18 protein-coding genes and 2 pseudogenes are annotated in these 17,896 nt (G+C 61.1%); 12 read left to right on the top strand and 8 right to left on the bottom strand.

All coding sequences use genetic code 11. The features are described 5' to 3' along the window. Window positions 1-4 precede the first annotated feature (4 nt). The 7 genes and pseudogenes from V9K84_RS03820 to V9K84_RS03790 all read left to right on the top strand — a co-directional run. A complete protein-coding gene (locus tag V9K84_RS03820; protein ID WP_004577577.1) occupies window positions 5-649 on the top strand; it encodes a DUF6036 family nucleotidyltransferase in 645 nt (214 codons plus the stop codon). Further along, entirely contained in the window at window positions 630-1,109 is a 480-nt protein-coding gene (locus V9K84_RS03815; RefSeq protein ID WP_004374702.1) for a hypothetical protein, read from the top strand. The genes V9K84_RS03820 and V9K84_RS03815 overlap by 20 nt, the downstream gene beginning before the upstream one ends. A 572-nt stretch (window positions 1,110-1,681) precedes the next feature. Continuing rightward, a pseudogene (locus tag V9K84_RS03810) lies at window positions 1,682-2,263 on the top strand (thiamine pyrophosphate-dependent enzyme); the annotation flags it as partial. Between the two features lie 264 nt (window positions 2,264-2,527). Then, entirely contained in the window at window positions 2,528-2,833 is a 306-nt protein-coding gene (locus tag V9K84_RS03805; RefSeq protein WP_046787886.1) for a hypothetical protein, read from the top strand. Window positions 2,834-3,498: 665 nt separating this feature from the next. Beyond that, window positions 3,499-3,633, top strand: a complete 135-nt coding sequence (locus tag V9K84_RS03800) for a hypothetical protein (RefSeq protein WP_256212454.1) — start codon at window positions 3,499-3,501, stop codon at window positions 3,631-3,633. Between the two features lie 588 nt (window positions 3,634-4,221). Continuing rightward, window positions 4,222-5,372 (top strand): IS3 family transposase gene (locus V9K84_RS03795; protein ID WP_095160079.1). Its coding sequence is split into 2 segments (ribosomal slippage): window positions 4,222-4,465 and window positions 4,465-5,372, totalling 1,152 coding nucleotides; the frame shifts between segments, so codons are not numbered across the junction. A gap of 296 nt (window positions 5,373-5,668) precedes the next feature. Next, window positions 5,669-6,628 (top strand): annotated as a pseudogene (locus V9K84_RS03790) (alkaline phosphatase family protein); the annotation flags it as partial. A 40-nt stretch (window positions 6,629-6,668) separates the two neighbouring features. On the opposite strand, the gene rssC reads toward V9K84_RS03790, so the two are convergent. Together rssC and rssB are read right to left on the bottom strand one after the other, a co-directional pair. Next, window positions 6,669-7,151 carry an anti-sigma factor antagonist RssC gene (gene rssC / locus V9K84_RS03785; RefSeq protein ID WP_043864541.1) on the bottom strand — a complete coding sequence of 161 codons (483 nt, stop codon included), beginning with the start codon at window positions 7,149-7,151 and terminating at the stop codon, window positions 6,669-6,671. Further along, window positions 7,148-8,332 carry a two-component system response regulator RssB gene (rssB, locus tag V9K84_RS03780; protein WP_043864542.1) on the bottom strand — a complete coding sequence of 395 codons (1,185 nt, stop codon included), beginning with the start codon at window positions 8,330-8,332 and terminating at the stop codon, window positions 7,148-7,150. The genes rssC and rssB overlap by 4 nt, the downstream gene beginning before the upstream one ends. A gap of 270 nt (window positions 8,333-8,602) precedes the next feature. Here rssB and V9K84_RS03775 point away from each other — a divergent pair, with 270 nt between their 5' ends. Next, a complete protein-coding gene (locus V9K84_RS03775) occupies window positions 8,603-8,902 on the top strand; it encodes a PilZ domain-containing protein (RefSeq protein WP_043864543.1) in 300 nt (99 codons plus the stop codon). Window positions 8,903-8,952: 50 nt separating this feature from the next. On the opposite strand, the gene V9K84_RS03770 is transcribed toward V9K84_RS03775, so the two are convergent. After that, a complete protein-coding gene (locus V9K84_RS03770; RefSeq protein WP_043864544.1) occupies window positions 8,953-9,657 on the bottom strand; it encodes a VacJ family lipoprotein in 705 nt (234 codons plus the stop codon). Window positions 9,658-9,863: 206 nt separating this feature from the next. Between V9K84_RS03770 and V9K84_RS03765 the strand changes: the two genes are divergently transcribed. Beyond that, complete coding sequence (locus V9K84_RS03765) at window positions 9,864-10,451, top strand: hypothetical protein (protein WP_054916180.1); 588 nt, start codon at window positions 9,864-9,866, stop codon at window positions 10,449-10,451. Between the two features lie 124 nt (window positions 10,452-10,575). Continuing rightward, a complete protein-coding gene (locus tag V9K84_RS03760) occupies window positions 10,576-10,839 on the top strand; it encodes a DUF4404 family protein (protein WP_043864546.1) in 264 nt (87 codons plus the stop codon). 49 nt (window positions 10,840-10,888) lie between these two features. Here the strand turns inward: V9K84_RS03760 and queF are convergent, their stop codons facing one another. Beyond that, on the bottom strand, window positions 10,889-11,719 hold the full coding sequence (queF, locus tag V9K84_RS03755) for an NADPH-dependent 7-cyano-7-deazaguanine reductase QueF (protein WP_088514226.1): 831 nt from the start codon (window positions 11,717-11,719) through the stop codon (window positions 10,889-10,891). Window positions 11,720-11,776: 57 nt separating this feature from the next. Continuing rightward, window positions 11,777-12,298 carry a cupredoxin family protein gene (locus V9K84_RS03750; protein WP_088514227.1) on the bottom strand — a complete coding sequence of 174 codons (522 nt, stop codon included), beginning with the start codon at window positions 12,296-12,298 and terminating at the stop codon, window positions 11,777-11,779. Window positions 12,299-12,450: 152 nt separating this feature from the next. Here V9K84_RS03750 and V9K84_RS03745 point away from each other — a divergent pair, with 152 nt between their 5' ends. Together V9K84_RS03745 and V9K84_RS03740 are read left to right on the top strand one after the other, a co-directional pair. Further along, window positions 12,451-13,131: a heavy metal response regulator transcription factor gene (locus V9K84_RS03745; protein WP_043864549.1), complete on the top strand. Its 681-nt coding sequence runs from the start codon at window positions 12,451-12,453 to the stop codon at window positions 13,129-13,131. After that, window positions 13,128-14,486 carry a heavy metal sensor histidine kinase gene (locus V9K84_RS03740; RefSeq protein WP_088514228.1) on the top strand — a complete coding sequence of 453 codons (1,359 nt, stop codon included), beginning with the start codon at window positions 13,128-13,130 and terminating at the stop codon, window positions 14,484-14,486. The genes V9K84_RS03745 and V9K84_RS03740 overlap by 4 nt, the downstream gene beginning before the upstream one ends. A gap of 102 nt (window positions 14,487-14,588) precedes the next feature. Here V9K84_RS03740 and V9K84_RS03735 read toward each other — a convergent pair whose 3' ends face one another. The 3 genes from V9K84_RS03735 to V9K84_RS03725 form a co-directional block, all read right to left on the bottom strand. Beyond that, window positions 14,589-15,833, bottom strand: coding sequence for a lipoprotein-releasing ABC transporter permease subunit (locus V9K84_RS03735; RefSeq protein WP_043864660.1), 1,245 nt, complete (start codon window positions 15,831-15,833; stop codon window positions 14,589-14,591). Window positions 15,834-15,905: 72 nt separating this feature from the next. Continuing rightward, entirely contained in the window at window positions 15,906-16,589 is a 684-nt protein-coding gene (lolD, locus tag V9K84_RS03730) for a lipoprotein-releasing ABC transporter ATP-binding protein LolD (protein ID WP_173925058.1), read from the bottom strand. A gap of 7 nt (window positions 16,590-16,596) precedes the next feature. After that, window positions 16,597-17,847, bottom strand: a complete 1,251-nt coding sequence (locus tag V9K84_RS03725; RefSeq protein ID WP_054916186.1) for a lipoprotein-releasing ABC transporter permease subunit — start codon at window positions 17,845-17,847, stop codon at window positions 16,597-16,599. Window positions 17,848-17,896: the final 49 nt, after the last annotated feature.

Here is a 17,896-nt window from a genome sequence, read left to right as displayed (position 1 = left end):
GGAGATGACACTACTTGAGACTGCCGATGAGGGGGCTGCGGAACCTGTCCGGCTGACTACGCCGCTGGGCCAGGCCATTGGTAATCTGTTCGCCCGGGCCTTGCCGCTACTGGATGGCAATCCGCCAGGCTCACTCAAGGTCTTCGTCTTCGGCGGCTGCGCGGTGCACCTGCTCACCCATGCGCGTGGTAGTGCGGACATCGATGCGGAGATCGAGGCGGCCCGTGTGCTGCGTAAGGACGAGATCATGGCCGTCTACACACCGCCAGAGGGATATGAGGACGGCGACGGCCGCGACTTGCAGGTGTACCTGGACCAGAACTACACCAATGCCCTCGGGCCACTGCACGAGGATTACCGCGAGCGCGCCATCCCCATGGAGGGTTTCGAGGGTGAGCAGCCGCTACATATCTTCGTTGCCGCCGGCGTGGATCTGGCCATCTCCAAGCTCGGCCGCTTTACGGAAAACGATCAATCTGATATCGAACAGCTCATCGAATGTGGCCGTGTCGATGTCGGCCAGTTTGTTACACTAGCAACAGAGGCAATCGATTATGCCGTGGGCAACCGAAGTGCAATGCTAGGCTGCCTGAAACTGGTCACAGCGAAGTACCTGGAGGATGGGCGAGATGCCACGTCTGGATCGTAAACAAAGCTTTGGCACGCTTCTGGAGACTGTCACCCAGCAGCGTCTTAGCCAAGTTGCGTCCGATGCTCTTGTGGAGCTCGCCAAGCAGTTGTGGTACGAAGAGCGCGACCTCGTGCCAGTACTGCAGCGTGAAGTGGCAGGCAAGCTGCGCGAGCCTGAACAGAAGCTGCGTGCCCTCTATCTCGTCGACCTGCTGCGTCGCTTTCCCTGTGTATCAACGGACAAAGCCGCGCGCCTAAAAGGCTTTGTCAGCAGTTGGTCAAACCTGAAACCAGCAGAGCGCTCACCGCGTGCGACCCAGCTTGTCTCTCGCTACCAACTCGACAAGCTGGCCTATGAATGGGGGCTTGAAGAGGACGTCAGCAAGCAGATGCAGGATGTCCTGGCTTTCCAAACCCGCCATTACGCGGCCACCCAGGGCGTGAAGACGGGCTATTCAGAGCCAACGCCCGTCAGCTAGCAGCAGAGCACGGCAAAATGGACGGGGAATGGCCAATTCAATAAATCACGACCAACGACTCGCTGATCTAACACGCGAGGCATTGGCCGACGTGAGCGAGGGTTTGGTGATCGATCACGCATTGGTCGAGACTTGGGCTCAGAGCCTTGATACCGACACCCCAGTACCTTTGCCAACTCCAGATCGGCCTACTTAATTCGCAGCAGGCCGAACTGATCCTCAGCGGTATCTGGCTGAAGCCATTACGCTAAGCGCGCCTTCGCTTGAGCAGGATTTCCAATCTGTTCGTTTAAGTGCGGCAAGTTACAGAGCGAATGCCCTAATTTTTGCCTTATCTCGGCACGCCCTCTTGTCGAAATAAACTCATTAATAACAATGAGTTACAGGACAAATGAGTGAATTTCCCCCTTGCCTCGGCATAACCTCAATCAGGCGTTCAGAGCCGTTTCTATAATTGACTATAAAAGCCTATAAAGCCCACCCTGAGCAGCTCAGCGACGCTAGAAAAATATTTAAATACAATCAGTTGCAGCGCGTATGTCCTAATTTTCCTTTATCTCGGCATGACCCCTTTCCCGATCTATCCGCAACGCCTGGTCGCCGATATCCGCCGTGTACTGCCCCCCGAAGGCATTGTTGCCCTGGACAACGGCATCTACAAGATCTGGTTCGCCCGCAACTACAAGGCGCACAACCCGAACACCGTGCTGCTGGACAACGCGCTGGCAACCATGGGAGCCGGCCTGCCATCGGCGATGGCGGCGCACCTGGTGCACCCGGACCGTCCAGTGATCTCGGTCTGCGGCGATGGTGGTTTCATGATGAACAGCCAGGAACTGGAAACCGCCGTCCGTATGGGCATGCACATCACCGTGGTGATCCTGCGCGACGACGGCTACGGCATGATCCGCTGGAAGCAAGCCAACATGGGCTTCACCGATTTCGGCCTGGACTATGGGAACCCGGACTTCGTTAAATACGCCGAGTCCTACGGCGCCAACGGTTACCGTGTAGAAAGCGCTGATGCTTTGCTACCGCTGCTCGATCGCTGCATTTCCAACCCAGGCGTGCACGTGATCGACTGTCCAGTCGACTATAGCGAAAACGATCGAATTTTGAATACCGAACTCCGAGAGCGGGCAGTAGCAATCTGACCACGACGGCTTCCGCGTGCGAGCAATATTCGCAGAGAGATCTCTCACAGGCCATCGACAGCCACCTTCGCCAAACCCGGCTAGCGATCTTGCGCAGTAGACTGCGTTCGCCCGGCACAGCGCCCGAGGTGCAACCACTTCTCAGCGTAGCGGTGAGCCGCTGCGCAGCCTGACCTGTAAGGCCTTAGGCCTTGCGACCGATGGCCCAGTGCGCAAGCCGCCAACTTCTACGCTTAAAGTTACGCTGACGAACGAGATAACCTCATGAAGATCCTGGGACGCGTGGAACAGGAGGCCGTGACCGATTTGCGCTGTGATATCTGTGATGAGTCCACTCGGCAGGCGAGCGGCAACCTGCAGTTCGGGACGTTGGAAGCTCAGTGGGGTTATGGGACGGCGCACGACGGCGAGCGCTATGAAGTGCACCTGTGCGAGCGCTGCTTCTTTACCCCCCTCGCCTGTCTCAAACAGGAGCGGCGGACAGCGCATCTGTTCGAAAGCAACCCCATCCCCAGCGAAGTGGAACTGGGCCTGGCCAGCCGGAACGATTGGTTCCGCGACGGTGAATGACGGGTTTTTCCTAGACCCACCATGCCTTGATTTAGTCGTATACGGTGTGGCAAACCAGCAGCAAGCACCCCACTGGCCCCCAGTTGTCGCCAAACTGGAGTATGCTATGAGGGCTGGCTCCGAGATTTGTTGGCGCTCCGCCTCCCCTTGGAGACAATTGATAAGCCCGCCGATTTCGGCGGGCTTTTTACTTTGACCGCTCGCCAGAATTAGAGCCAAAGGCGACCGCCTGGAAACGTCAGTGACTGTCGTAGGTGCCTTGCGCTAGTGTGGATCTGGTACCTCGAGGCTCGCCATCAATTGCTGTAGGCACAACCCAATGCGGCGCACCAAGCAATTGCTCGCCTGGCTGACAGCCGATACCGGGTAAAGGTAAGCACTCATAATGCTGATGAACTGCATGACGTGCCGGCAGTCAGCGCGTCGTGTATCTGCATGGCAGTCTGATGACGCCCAAATGATTCGCCTCTCGTCGTACCGCCGCCCTCAGCAACGTTGAGCAGATCGTCACCCTGGACGGCTAACTGGCCGAGCCGTCGCGCTGTATCCACTGCAATGGCCAACTGCGTCTGGCATGGTGTGGTACGGCGAGGCCCTGGAAGGCCGGCACGCAGCCGACGCGGCATTTTGTCACTCTGCTGGCGATTGTCTCCTCAAGGGGAGTCATGCAAGCCGCCTGTTTTTCCGACCTCGCATTGGCGGCGTGCGTCGTGGTCATCCACATCAACCCGATCGACTGCAGCATAGATAAGCCCAAGGAACTGATGCTGATTGACAAAGCCGCTCAACTTTTACTATGACTTGTGGAAACTTTCGACGAAGGCTTCCTCCTAGGACCGTTTGCCCCCGTGATGCAATTTACAATTTGGTTCGGCTTATGATCAGTCGAATCAACCTCGAACAATCATATTTACTCTACCGTTACGACAAGCGGAATGCTTCATGGCACGTTCCGGCATCAATAGACACCAGTGCAGAGAGTACTGGACCACTACGCCCTCTGTTGGAAAAATCAGCATCACATCAAGCCAACGTTGCCGTCTCCGTAACATAGCCCATTGCATCCCAAATTCAAGCTATCAATAAAGGAACGCCTGAGAATATTGGCACTTATAAACCGTTTAGAACAGAGCCAGCCCGGTATATTCACCAGCCCTACATGCCAGTTTGCGCCTAGCCATATTTTGAATCAGAAATATATATTTGCATGGAAAAACCCAGAGTGAATACAGCAGCTCACGGAGCGGGTTTATCAACATCGCTAACCCCCTGAATTACAGACGCGGCCTATGATATCCAGATGTGCTCAAACCATACTGCATGCATGAATCGCCCCTAGTTTCGTAGACACCTCCAAGCCTCATAATGAGGCCCAAATAGGAGGAGCCATGAGTCGTCAGCGTTACCCCGAAGAATTCAAGATCGAAGCGGTCAAGCAAGTGACCGAGAAAGGCAAACCTGTCGCCGATGTCGCCCAGCGCCTGGGTATGTCCGTGCACAGCCTTTACGCCTGGATCAAGGTCTACAGCAAGCCCCAAGAGCAGCGTCAGCAAGACGACGATCAGCAGGCCGAACTGCGCAAGCTACGCGCTGAACTCAAGCGCGTGACGGAAGAGCGAGACATCTTAAAAAAGGCCGCCGCGTACTTTGCCAAGGAGTGCGGCTGAAGTACGCCTTCATCAAGAAGCACTCGACTGATTACCCGGTGCGGCGCCTTTGCCATACCCTCAAGGTGCACCCCAGCGGTTATTACGCCTGGCTGGCCGAGCCTCAATCTTCCCGAGCAAAAGAAGATCAACGTCTGCTTGGCTTGATCAAACACGCTTGGCTGGAAAGCGGAGGTGTATACGGCTACCGCAAAATTCACGATGACCTGCGTGAGCTGGGAGAGGAATGCGGTCGAAATCGAGTCGGGCGCTTGATGCAGGCGGAGGGGCTGCGTTCTCAAACGGGCTATCGGCGGCGTCCAGGGTTCTATGGTGGAAAACCAACAGTGGCCTCGCCCAACCACCTCGCGCGGCAGTTCAAGGTCAGTGAGCCGAACAAGGTCTGGGTGACAGATATCACTTACATCCGCACCTATGAAGGGTGGCTCTACCTCGCGGTAGTGCTGGATCTGTTCTCACGCCAAGTAATTGGTTGGTCAATGAAGCCAAGGATGAGCAGCGACCTAGCTATCGACGCGATGTTGATGGCTGTTTGGCGACGCAAGCCTCAGCAGCAAGTGATGATTCACTCAGATCAAGGCAGTCAGTTCAGTAGCTCGGATTGGCAAAGTTTCTTGAAGGCCAACAATGTAATCAGCAGCATGAGCCGGCGGGGAAACTGCCACGACAATGCCGTAGCCGAGAGCTTTTTCCAGCTTTTGAAGCGGGAGCGAGTCCGACGAAAGATCTACACAACCCGTGAAGAAGCCCGAAGTGATATTTTCGATTACATCGAGATGTTCTATAACCCTAAACGCCGACACAGCAGTGCTATGCAGCTGTCTCCAGTAGAGTATGAGAAACGCTATTTCCTGAGCTTGGAGAGTGTCTAGGAAACCAGGGGCGATTCAGACTCAATCCTGACAAATGCCAAATCAGACTAACCAACCGGAGGCTTTGGCGAATGCGAAATCCCCCACCATAGGTAGGCTGCAACGGAATGCTTTTGTACTAGCGCAGATTCCCGTAGCGAGTGACCACTGCTCTGAGCGAGGCAGAGCCCCTATGGACAATTCTGTAAAAAATGTCCATATTTGAGCTAGTCCATATGGACTAGCTGTGATTTCGACGGAAACGCTGCATTTTCTAGCTTCCAGTTGCTGTCCATACTCCTCAGGCTTCCGACTGAGACGCCCACGACATCACCGACGACTGGAACCTCTCGGCCCAATGGGAAGAAACCGCCTACGGGCACGCCTTCTCGCGGCGCATCATCGGCAACGCGCTGATCGGCTACATGCTCTGCCAGGGCTGGGGCAACAACCCGGACGTGTTTGGCGAGCTGCTGCAAAGCTGCCAGGCCCTGAGCCACAGCGCCGATGACGACGGCTATTTCGACCGCGCTGCGCAAGATGGCCTGATCAAACAGCTGCTGCGCTTTCAGGAATGGCACTTCGTGCTGCCCACCCAGCCTGCGCTGCTGGTACTCGATACCCGCACACGTCGCTGGCGCAGCGAGAGCAAGCTGCAAAAGCCCTCCGGGCTGCTGGACTGGGAAGCGCTGTGCGAACTACAGCAGGCCTTGCTGGACCACCCCTCGGCCATCATCGTCTCCCCCGCCCCGCTGTTTGGCGTGAAGCTGATCGAAACCATCCAGCGCGTGTTCAGCTGGTGCGGCTATCCGCTGCTGGTGGACGCCGAGAACTGGATGGCGCACCGGGGGGCGGCACAGGTGATCCTGAATATCTTCCGTCACTCGCGCACGCCAGGGCATTACGTGATCCTCTCGGGCGACGTGCACTATTCTTTCGTTTACGAGGTAATGATTCGTCACAAACGCGGCGCCCCGCACCTGTGGCAGATCACCAGCAGCGGCATCAAGAACGAATTCCCGCGCCGGCTGCTCGATGTGTTCGACCGACTCAATCGCTGGCTCTACGCCCCACGATCACCGTTGAACTGGTTCACCAAGCGCCGCCTGATGCAGGTGGTGCCGCGTACACCCGCGCACAGCAAGGCCGGCGAGCGCCTGTGGAACAGCGCCGGGCTGGGCCAGGTGTTCTTCAACGCGCAGGGGCAGCCCGAGCGCATCTTCCAGCTCAACGCCAACGGCGCGCCGCCCACGGAGTTTCCCCGCGAGGCTGAATGAAAAGGTGAGTTCGGCGCCCGCTACAGGGCGCCAGGATCGATCAGGTCCGCTCCAGGGCGTTGACCAGGTCGTGGAAGGCTTCGCGGTTGGAGTCGTTCAGGCCCATGAGGATCTTGTGCGCTTCCAGCACCTTGGCGCGCACTACCTCTTCGTTCTGGTCCTGGGACGGCAGATCGGTCAGGCACTCGGGGCACGGGATTGGACGATCGACGATGTTGAACACCTGATCGAACCCCATCGACTGCAGAAGCCGGGTGATATCGGCATGGGTAGTCACCACCGTGGGCAGCAGGCCGACCTTCTGCCGCGACAGGATCGACAACTTGGCCAGCAGGCCCAGAGTGGTGCTGTCGATACTGTTGGTTTCGGTAAGATCGATGACGATCGCCGAGAAATTCAGCGCCGTGAAGATCTTTTCAATCGTTGCATCCAGCGCCGAACACAGGGTCAGACGCACTTCACCGACGAACTTCAGAACAAAGGTGCCATTCTGCTCGGCAAACTGGATTCTTCCAGTACTCATTGAAGGTTCCTGCTCAACACCATTAGGGCGATATCATCCGGCATCTCCCCAAGCGTAGCCAATTCGAATCGTTGGCGCAGCCCATCCAGGCTGCCACCTGCTGCCTTGATGATTTCAGGCAAGGCAGCCTCCTTATCTTTGAGTGTGTCGCCAGGCAAAAGGTCCAGAATGCCATCAGACAGCAATGTGAGGCTGAACTGCGGCGGCAACTCCAGAACGTGATCCTGGTAGGTGGCCTCGTCGAACAGCCCCACCGGCAGGCCGCGCCCTTCGAGGTACCGGGTGTCGTCCGGGGTGTACAGCACCGGCAACGGCAGATGGCCGCCGATGCTGTAGGTCATCAGGCCGGTGTGCTCGTCGATCACGCCGCCCACCATGGTCACGTGCTTGCCCAGCCTGCAATTGATCAGGCCGCGGTTGATATGCCCGAGCACCTCGGACGGCTTGAACTCGGGCAAGGTGCCGGCGCGCTTGAATTCGAACAGCAGGCGCGTGGTCATGAACTTGAGCAGCACAGTCACGAACGCCGAGGAGGCACCATGGCCGGACACGTCGGCCAGGTAGAACGCCACGCGTCGCTCGTCGACACGAAAGTAATCGGTGAAATCGCCAGACAGGTACAGAGACGGAATGATCTGGTGTTCGAAACGCAGGTCTCCGGCCTTCCAGGGGTTCTCCGGCAGCATGTTCATCTGCACCTGGCGCCCGGCAGTCTGGTCTTCCTGCAGCAGGTGCAGGCTGGCCTCCAGCTCACGGTTGGCGGTTTCGAGCTTGTCGCGGTAACGCTGGTTTTCCAGTACCAGATGCGCCCGATCCAACGCCCGGCGAACCGAGTGCTCCAGCACTGCCAGGTCTTCCAGGGGCTTGATCAGGTAGTCGGCAGCACCCAGGCGCAACGCTTCGACGGCATCGTTCATCACGCCCGCGCCCGACACCACGATCACCGGCAGGTCGGGGGCACGCTCGGTAACCTGGCGAATCAGCTCCAGGCCGCCCATTTGCGGCATGCGCAGATCGCAGATCACCAGATCAGGCTGTTCCTGCTCGAAGACCTGGAGACCCTGCTGGCCGTTGCTTGCCTGCAGGACGCTGAAGCCGCTGTCTTCCAGGTAGGCGGCGAGGCTCGCACGCACTACATCGTCATCATCGATTATCAGCAGCGTTGCACTGTTTTTCTGCATGTGGGCAAACGGCGCCAGAAATAGGTTGGGGTAGGCGGCCAGGCAAAACGAGGCCCGCTTACTGGATTCACTTCTAGCCACTCTTGCATTTCAGGTGTAGGACAAAAGGCCTGCCCGGCAAATGTCAGAGGTGCCCTGTAAGGCGCAGACGGTACTCCCATCCGCCGGGGGTTTCAAGCATGCACCGATGGTCGCCTGTGCTCTTTACAGCACAAATCACCGGGAGTTATAAAAACCCCTTCTATCGCAACCCAATGGAAGGATGCAGGCATGAGCCAGAACCACGCCGACTATAGCGAGAAGCGTGATTTCATCAGGATGCGGGTAGATACCGACGTTACCCTGATACATGCCGAGCAAGTGATTGCGGCGGTGTGCCTGGACCTCTCGAGCAGCGGCATGCAGGTACAGGCAGCGAAAACCTTTCAGGTTGGAGACAACCTCAGCGTCAGCATCGATTCGGACCACCCTTCACTCAAGGGCCTGCACGCCACAACGCAAGTGGTGTGGATTGCCGATCAGCCCCAGGGCCAGCAGAAGCTGGGCCTCAAGATCCTTGCGATGAGCTGAACAGCAGGCATGAAAAAGGCGGCCATGGCCGCCTTTTTCATGCATCACGATCAGAAATCGTCTTTTACATCCCCGTCCTTGACCTTGAACTCGCGGTTCTGCAGGTAGGCGTTGCGGATGAAGCTGTACTTGTCGCCACGGATCATCTTCTCGGCTGACAGCAGGCTGGCACGGGTGTCCACCACGTCCACCGCGATTGCGGTGTTGCGGGTGGGCACATGGTCCATGTAGCGGTAGGGTTCGGTGTAGGTGTCCGGGTACTTGGCGATCGCATCGCGCACGGTGCTCGGCCCAAGCAGCGGCAGCATCACGTACGGGCCACTGCCTACACCCCAGTAGCCGAGGGTCTGGCCGAAGTCCTCGTCGCTGCGCTGCAGGCCCATCTTGGTACCCACATCGAAGAAGCCGGCCAGGCCGAAGGTGGTGTTGACGATCAACCGCGCGGTATCCACGCCGGCTGCGTGGGGCTTGAGCTGCAACACGTTGTTGGCAAGGTTGGTCACGTCACCGAGGTTGCGGAACATGTTGTGGATGCCGTCCTCGAGAAACTGCGGCGTCACCCACTGGTAGCCCTGGGCCAGCGGCTTGAGCGCGTAGGTATCGATCGTGTCGTTGAACCGGAAGATCGGCCGGTTGATGCTCTCCCACGGGTCTTCCTCGGTCGCCGCCTGGGCCAGTACCGGCGCCAGCAGCAGGCTCGCGCAGACACAGGCACGGGTCATACGATCGATCACGCCAGCACCGATCCCACGCATAAAATTTCTCCTAGGCAAACATTGCACTGCGCCGGCATCAGGCCGTCGACAGCCAAAAGGAAACAAGTATAAAGCCTCTCTGGCAGATTAGGCAGCTTCCTCCAACCTGCGTCGATATTTTGTGAAAGCCGCCTGAAGGTCATCAAAGCGTCACGCCACGGTCACACCCCGACGTTAGGCTTGCTGGTTATTTCAGGGACGTTGCCATGCCCCATTCCCCCGCCTTCACCGCCGTGCTGTTCGGCCTGCGCGGCTGCCTGGTCGACTTCGGCGCACGATGCCAGGCGCCCGGCAACGCACCGGCCAGGCCTACACCAGGCGCCCTGCCCGCCCTGCACTGGCTGCGGGAACACGGCGTGCCCTGTGCCTGGCTCGACGAACTGCCGGCTGCCCTGGGCCAGCACCTGAGCCAGGCGCTGCCCGCCTGGGTGCGCCGACCGGATACCACCGGCCACGCGCCCTGGCCCGCGCCGGATGCCTGCTGGCACGCCCTGATGCAGCTCAAGGCCGACCGGCTCGATGGCTGCGTGCTGGTCAGCGGCGAGCCGCGCCTGCTGCAGGCCGGGCTCAACGCCGGGCTGTGGACCGTGGGCCTGGCCTCGTGCGGCTCGCTGTGCGGGCTGGACGAGGCTACCTGGCAGGCACTGGAGGAACGCGAGCGCGAACTCAAGCGAGGCAAGGCTACCGTTCACCTGTTCGGGCTGGGGGTGCATTCGGTGATCGACCAGCTGGAACAACTGGCCGATTGCCTGGCCGATATCGGCCTGCGCCGCCTCAAGGGCGAAAAACCCTGATACAGGCACATTGATCAGGGTCATGCAAAGCGGCGCCGGGTGGATTAACCTGAACAGCGAGGCACGGACCTTTCGCCCGCGCGCGGGGTCCATGTCTGAGCCTATTCATAGAGGGAGAACACCCATGCCTGCCCGCGAACTTCAAGCGCAACTCGACGCCCTGCGCGAGCAACTGGAGCAAAACCCACCGCTCTCGGAACAGGAGCGTGTCGAGCTGCACGAACTGATGGCGCAGATCCAAGCAAAAATCGAACTGGAGGCCGTAACCCCGGACAACAACCTGGTCGACGGCGTCAACCTCGCCGTCGAACGTTTCGAGGTCGAGCACCCGGGCCTGACCGCCACCCTGCGCAACATCGTTCAGAGCCTGCAAAGCATGGGCATCTGAACCCCGCGGCAAAAACGAAAGCCCCGTCACACTGGACGGGGCTTTTTCGTTACTGGCGAACCAGGCGCAGGTTCTTCAGGGTGACCGGCCCGGTGCTGCGGTACGGGTTGATGTCCAGCCCGCCCCGGCGCACGTAGCGCGCATACACCGTGAGGGTTTCGGGGTTGAGCAGGCGCTTGAGGTCCAGGTAGATACGTTCCACGCATTGCTCGTGGAAGTCGGCATGCTGACGGAAGCTGATCAGGTAGGTCAGCAGGCTGGCATGGTCCAGCGCCGCGCCACGGTAATGGACGGTCACGCTGCCCCAGTCCGGCTGCCCGGTCACCGGGCAGTTGGATTTGAGCAGATGGCTGTGCAGGGTCTCTTCCACCACACGCTCGGCATCGCAGCACAGCAGCTCCGGTTGGGGCTGCTCGTAGTTGCTGATGCTGACCTCCAGGTCATCGATGCAGGTGCCCGGCAGCGCCATCACACCCTCGCGCTGAACCTCGGCCAGGCTGCGGATACGCACCCCTACCGGCTTGCCGGCTGCCGCAGACAGGTCCTTGACCAGACAGGCCTGCACCGCCTGCGCCGAGGCGAACTCGGTCTGGTTCAGCGAGTTCAGGTACAGCTTGAACGACTTGGACTCGATGATGGCCGGCGAATCGGCCGGGATGGCGAACTCGCCGATGGCCACCACCGGCTTGCCCGAAGGCAGCAGCCAGGACAGCTCGAAGCAGTTCCAGTAATCCACACCCGACCACGGCAACGTTTGCGCGGTGACCCCAAGCTCGGCCCATTTGGCTGCACGCGGGATGGGGAACAGCAGCGACGGCGTGTAGGTGCTGATGTATTCACTGGACTTGCCCAGTGGCGAATGTTCGGCGGCGGGATGCATGGCTCAAACCTGAAGGACGAAATTGGTCTAGTTTATCGGGTTTGCGCGCTGCATTGGTCATTTGGCGATAGTCAGCTTGCCCACCATGCCAGCCTGGTAATGCCCCGGCACGTTGCAGGCGAACTCGATCGGCGTGCTCTGGCTGAAGGTCCAGGTCAGTTCGGCGCGCTTGCCCGGCGCCACCATCACCATGTTCGGGTCGTCATGCTGCATGTCGCCGCTACCCATCGCACCATGATCATCACCGCCATGATTCATGCCGCCATGTCCCATTGCCGAATGATCCATCTGCCCCTGCATGGCGAGCATCTCCTGCTGGTGCCGGGCGTGCATGGCCGCATCCCCCAGGTTGAACTCGTGGGGCACCTGGCCGTTGTTCACCAGCACGAAACGCACCGTTTCGCCGGCCTTGACCTGCAGCGCGCGCGGCTCGAAGTACATGTCGCCCATCACGACCTCCACCGTGCGCGTGGCCTGCGCCGCCGCAGCCGGCTTGCCGAAGGCGTACTCGTGCCCGGGTGCCGCCAGCAGCGGCAAGCTCCACAGCGCCAGGGCGCTCGCGATCATCAAGCGTTTCATCGTGCATCCTCTATCATGTGCAAGCTCATGCCCCGCACTGTAGAAAACTGCCGCTGGCAACCACCTGACGAAAACATTACAACTTTGTCAGCTTTGCCCCGCGCACCCTGCCACAGGGTATAAACCCAGCCCCCAACGCTGCCGAGAAGCCCATGAAACTGTTGATCGTCGAAGACCAGCCCAAGACCGGCCTCTACCTGCGCCAGGGCCTCAACGAAGCCGGCTTCAGCACCGAACTGGCCACCGACGGCGATACCGGTCAGCACCTGGCCCTGAGCGGCGACTACGACCTGCTGATTCTCGACGTGATGCTCCCCGGGCGTGACGGCTGGCAGATTCTGCAGGCCGTGCGCGAGGCCGGCTTCGACACCCCGGTGCTGTTCCTCACGGCCCGCGATGCGGTAGAGGACCGCGTGCATGGCCTGGAACTGGGCGCCGACGACTACCTGATCAAACCCTTTGCGTTCTCCGAACTGCTGGCGCGGGTCCGCACCCTGCTGCGCCGCGGCGCCAGCCCGCCCCAGGAAACCACCCTGAACCTGGCCGACCTGCGCCTGGACCTGATTCGCCGCCGGGTGGAACGCGCCGGGGCACGCATCGACCTCACCGCCAAGGAGTTCGCCCTGCTCGAACTGCTGCTGCGCCGCCAGGGCGAGGTGCTGCCCAAATCGCTGATCGCCTCGCAGGTGTGGGACATGAACTTCGACAGCGACACCAACGTGATCGAAGTGGCGATCCGGCGCCTGCGCCTGAAGGTCGACGATGGCCACGACAACAAGCTGATCCACACCGTGCGCGGCATGGGCTACGTGCTCGAGGAGCGCCCGGCGTGATGCGCAGATTGTCCCTGGGCGCACGCCTGGCGCTGTTGTTCGCCGCCTGCACGGCGGCGGTATCACTGGCGGCGGGGCTCCTGTTCAGCCGGGCCAGCGAGGCCCACTTCATCGAGCTCGATCAGCAGTTGCTCGACAGTCGCCTGTCGGTACTGCGCCAGGCACTTGTCGGCGTGCACGACCGCCCGAGCCTGGCAGCGCGGCTACCGCTGCTGCGCGGCGAGCTGAGCCACCAGGCCGACCTTGCACTGCGCATTCGTGGCAGCGACGGGGCGCAGTGGTTTGCCAGCCGCCCCGGCCTGCCTGACGCACCCGACACACCGGGCCTGAGCACCCTGCGCAGCGAGGGCATGGATTTTCGCAGCCTGTGCGTGGTGCTTGAAGGCGGCAGCCGGCTCACCCTGTTTCTGGATATCACCCACCACCAGCACTTTCTGCAACGCATGCAGCGCCTGATCTGGCTGACGATGGGCCTTTCGGCGCTGGCCACCGCGCTGCTCGGTGCCTGGGCCGTGCGCCGTGGCTTGCGTCCGCTGCGCCGGATGGGCGAGGTGGCAGCCGGCGTTTCGGCGCGCTCGCTGACCACACGCCTGCCCCAGGCCCAGATGCCGCCAGAGCTGGCGCAACTGGCCGGCACCATGAATGCCATGCTCGAACGTCTGGACGATGCCTTCCAGCGCCTGTCGGCCTTCTCGGCCGACATTGCCCACGAGCTGCGCACGCCGCTGTCCAACCTGCTGACCCACACCCAGGTCACCCTCACCCGCCCGCGCAGCCTGGAGGAGTATCGCGAGGCATTGCACGGCAACCTCGAGGAACTGCAATGGATGGCGCAACTGGTCAACGACATGCTGTACCTGGCCAAGGCTGACCACGGCCTGCTGATGCCCAATCGCGAGCCCCTGGCGCTGGACCAGGAGGCCGATGCCTTGATCGAGTACTACGCGCCATTGGCCGAGGATGCACAGATCAGCCTGAGCCGCGAAGGGCTGGCCGAGCTGACGGGAGACCGCAACATGCTGCGACGGGCCCTGTCCAACCTGCTGGACAACGCGCTGCGCTTTACCCCGGCACAGGGCGAGATACGGGTCGAGATTGCGCAGGGTGATGGCAGGGTTCGCCTGGTGGTGGCCAATCGCGGGGCGCCGATCGATGCAGCGCTATTGCCGCGGCTGTTCGACCGGTTCTACCGGGCCGACCCGGCACGCCGGGAAGGCAGCAGCGAACATGCGGGGCTGGGGCTGGCGATCACCCGTTCGATCGTGCAGGCGCACGGTGGGGTGATCAGTGCCGAATCGGCGCAGGGGTGGACGCGGTTCCTGATCGACTTGCCGGAACACAACGCAGCCCTGTAGGAGCCGGCGTTGCCGGCGAATCGGCGCATGCGACATGCCTGAACATGGCCAGGCAGTGTGTCCGCTTCGCCGGAAACGCCGGCTCCTACAAGAGCGGTGGCATCACTCGTACCGCAAGGCGTACGCCGGCTCGACCTGCGAAGCACGCCACGCCGGATACAGGGTGGCCAGAAAGCTCATCACCAACCCCGCCGTGCAGATCAGCGCCACATCGCCCCATTGCAGTTCCGATGGCAGCGTACTGATGAAGTACACGTCCGAGGTAAAGATATGCTGCCCGCTGACCCGCTCCAGCCAGCCGACGATCTGGCTCACATTGAGCGCCGCGATCACGCCGAGCACACCACCGATCAAGGTGCCCACCACACCGATCAGGCTGCCCTGCACCATGAACGTACCCATTATCTGCGCCGGCGTCGCGCCGATGGTACGCAGGATGGCGATGTCCGCGCCCTTGTCGTTCACCACCATGATCAGGGTGGCGATGATGTTGAACGCCGCCACCGCAATGATCATCATCAGCAGCAGGCCGATCATGGTCTTTTCCATCTTCATGGCACTGAACAGGCTGCCCTGGGTGTGGGTCCAGTCATCGGCACGGTACTGCTCGCCCAGTTCGCCCACTATCGCCCTGGACACCTGCGGCGCGGCATACAGGTCCTTGACCTTGAGCCGCACGCCCTGCACCTGGTTTGGCGCCCAGCGCTGCATGCTCGCCGCATCGGCCATGTGGATCAGGCCCATGGAGCCATCCAGCTCGGCGCCCACCTTGAACACGCCGACCACGTTGAGGCGCTGCATGCGCGGGGTGATGCCGCCAGGCGCGGTGCTCACCTCGGGCACGATCAGGGTCAGCTTGTCACCGACCCTGAGGCCAAACCGACGCGCCGTCATCTCGCCTACCACCACGCCGAACTCGCCCGGCTTTAGGTCGTCGAGCCGGCCCTGAACGATGTGGTCGGCCACGATCGAGACCTTGCCTTCCTGCGCAGGGTCGATGCCGCTGATCTGGATCGGCTGCATCGCGCCCTTGTAGGAGAGCATGCCTTCCATCTCGGTCAGCGGCGCAGCGGCCAGCACTTCGGGGTTCTTCAACGCGGCATCGGCCACCGCCTGCCAGTTGTCCAGCGGCTGGGCGCCCAGCACGGCGGCATGCGGCACCATGCCCAGGATCCGCGCACTCATTTCACGCTGGAAGCCGTTCATCACCGACAGCACCACGATCATCGCCAGCACGCCCAGGGACAGGCCGATCATCGAGGTCATCGAGATGAACGAGATGAAATGGTTGCGGCGCTTGGCACGGGTGTAACGCGCACCGATGAAAATTGACAAGGGTCTGAACATGAACTGAAGCACCCAGGTAAAGAAAAGAGACAAGGGGCCCGCCATGCACGGCGGGCCACCTGTACTGCCAGGTCAGATCGAAACCAGACGCCCGTCTTCCAGGCGCAGCACACGGTCCATCTGCCGCGCCAGGTTGAGGTCGTGGGTCACCACCAGGAACGCGGTCTGCGAGGAGCTGCTCAGCTCCTGCATCAGGTCCTGGATGCCCTGTGCGGTGTGGTGGTCGAGGTTGCCGGTAGGCTCGTCGAGCATCACCAGCCCGGGCCGGTTGACCAGCGCCCGGGCAATCGCCACGCGCTGACGCTCGCCGCCGGACAGCTCGGATGGCTTGTGCGTCAGGCGATGGCCCAGGCCGACACGCGTGAGCAGCGCCTCGGCACGTTCGCGCGCCTCGGGGATCGGCGTGCGGCCGATCAGCAGCGGCATGCACACGTTCTCCAGCGCGGTGAACTCCGGCAGCAGGTGGTGGAACTGGTAGACGAAGCCCAGTGCGCGGTTGCGCAGCAGGCCACGTGCACGCTCGCCCAGCGCCGACAGCTCTTCACCGGCCAGCCATACGCTGCCCTGGGTCGGGGTATCGAGGCCACCCAGCAGGTTGAGCAAGGTACTCTTGCCCGACCCTGAACTGCCGACGATCGCCACGCGCTCACCCGGGTGCAGCTCCAGCTGCAGGCCCGACAACACTTGCACCGACTCCGGGCCTTCCTCGTAGGACTTGCCCAGGTTGCGGCAACTCAGCACTGCTTTATCACTCATGCCCAACTCACTCATAACGTAGCGCCTCCGCAGGCTGGGTGCGCGCCGCACGCCAGGCCGGATACAGGGTGGCGAGGAAACTCAGGACCAGCGCCGCACCGCAGACCATCCACACGTCTTCGGCCATGACCTGGGACGGCAGGTAGTCGATGAAGTACACGTCGGCGTTGAGGAACTTGTGCCCCATCAACCGCTCGAGGCCGGCAATCGCTGCACTCACGTTGAGCGCGGCGGCGATGCCGACCACGGCGCCGATCAGGGTGCCGACCACGCCGATCACGGTGCCCTGCACCATGAAGATGGCCATGATCTGACCCGGCGTGGAGCCCAGCGTGCGCAAGATGGCGATGTCGCCCTTCTTGTCGTTGACCACCATCACCAGGGTGGAAATGATGTTGAACGCCGCCACCGCGACAATCAGCAGCAACAGCAGGCCGATCATGGCTTTTTCCATGCGGATGGCCTGGTACAGGTTGCCATGGCTGCGGGTCCAGTCACGGGCGTAGAACTCGTGCTCGCCCAGCTTCTGGGCGATGTTCCAGGCCTCGCGGGGTGCCTGGAACAGGTCGTCGAACTTCAGGCGCAGGCCCTGCACCTGGTCGGCCTTCCAGCGGTGCAGGCGCGACAGGTCCGACAGGTTGGTCAGGCCAAGGTAGCCGTCGATCTCGCCGGCGCCCACGTGGAAGATGCCGACCACGGTGAAGCGCTTCATGCGCGGGAACATGCCGGCCGGGGTCACGGTGACCTCGGGGGCGACGAAGGTCAGCTTGTCGCCGATGCCCACGCCCAGCTTGGCTGCGGCCTTGTCGCCGATCATGATGCCGAAGCTGCCCGGCGCCAGCGCGTCGAGCTTACCCTCGCGCACGAAGTCGTCGATGATCGACACCTTGCGCTCTTGCGCCGGGTCAATACCGTTGAGCAGCACCTTCTGTACCTTGCCGTCATGGGTAAGCAGGCCCTGCATCTGGGTGAACGGCGCCACCGCCAGCACCGCCGGGTTCTGCTTTACTGTATCGGCAAGGGCTGGCCAGTCGCTGATCGGCTGTCCGGTCTCGAGGGTGGCATGGGGCACCATGCCCAATACGCGGGTACGCATTTCATGATCGAAGCCATTCATCACCGACAGCACCACGATCATCACCACCACGCCCAGGGCGAGGCCGATCATCGAGGTCAGCGAAATGAACGAGACGAAGTGATTGCGACGTTTGGCACGGGTGTAACGCGTACCGATAAATACGAAAAGAGGTCTGAACATGTCGGGGCTTGTTCGGAGGAAAGAGGAACGTCCTTGTGGCGGGGCTTGA

The sequence above is a fragment of the Pseudomonas sp. AE27 genome (assembly GCF_037113495.1).
GTDB lineage: Bacteria > Pseudomonadota > Gammaproteobacteria > Pseudomonadales > Pseudomonadaceae > Aquipseudomonas > Aquipseudomonas palmensis.
Note: the sequence above shows the minus strand (reverse complement) of the source record. Positions and strands in the feature narration are given on the sequence as shown.

Coding starts and splice junctions, on each gene's coding strand:
- V9K84_RS03820 (WP_004577577.1), top strand. CDS start 5: ATGACACTACTTGAGACTGCCGATGAGGGGGCTGCGGAACCTGTCCGG.
- V9K84_RS03815 (WP_004374702.1), top strand. CDS start 630: ATGCCACGTCTGGATCGTAAACAAAGCTTTGGCACGCTTCTGGAGACT.
- V9K84_RS03805 (WP_046787886.1), top strand. CDS start 2,528: ATGAAGATCCTGGGACGCGTGGAACAGGAGGCCGTGACCGATTTGCGC.
- V9K84_RS03800 (WP_256212454.1), top strand. CDS start 3,499: ATGCAAGCCGCCTGTTTTTCCGACCTCGCATTGGCGGCGTGCGTCGTG.
- rssC (WP_043864541.1), bottom strand. CDS start 7,151: ATGAGTACTGGAAGAATCCAGTTTGCCGAGCAGAATGGCACCTTTGTT.
- rssB (WP_043864542.1), bottom strand. CDS start 8,332: ATGCAGAAAAACAGTGCAACGCTGCTGATAATCGATGATGACGATGTA.
- V9K84_RS03775 (WP_043864543.1), top strand. CDS start 8,603: ATGAGCCAGAACCACGCCGACTATAGCGAGAAGCGTGATTTCATCAGG.
- V9K84_RS03770 (WP_043864544.1), bottom strand. CDS start 9,657: ATGCGTGGGATCGGTGCTGGCGTGATCGATCGTATGACCCGTGCCTGT.
- V9K84_RS03765 (WP_054916180.1), top strand. CDS start 9,864: ATGCCCCATTCCCCCGCCTTCACCGCCGTGCTGTTCGGCCTGCGCGGC.
- V9K84_RS03760 (WP_043864546.1), top strand. CDS start 10,576: ATGCCTGCCCGCGAACTTCAAGCGCAACTCGACGCCCTGCGCGAGCAA.
- queF (WP_088514226.1), bottom strand. CDS start 11,719: ATGCATCCCGCCGCCGAACATTCGCCACTGGGCAAGTCCAGTGAATAC.
- V9K84_RS03750 (WP_088514227.1), bottom strand. CDS start 12,298: ATGAAACGCTTGATGATCGCGAGCGCCCTGGCGCTGTGGAGCTTGCCG.
- V9K84_RS03745 (WP_043864549.1), top strand. CDS start 12,451: ATGAAACTGTTGATCGTCGAAGACCAGCCCAAGACCGGCCTCTACCTG.
- V9K84_RS03735 (WP_043864660.1), bottom strand. CDS start 15,833: ATGTTCAGACCCTTGTCAATTTTCATCGGTGCGCGTTACACCCGTGCC.
- lolD (WP_173925058.1), bottom strand. CDS start 16,589: ATGAGTGATAAAGCAGTGCTGAGTTGCCGCAACCTGGGCAAGTCCTAC.
- V9K84_RS03725 (WP_054916186.1), bottom strand. CDS start 17,847: ATGTTCAGACCTCTTTTCGTATTTATCGGTACGCGTTACACCCGTGCC.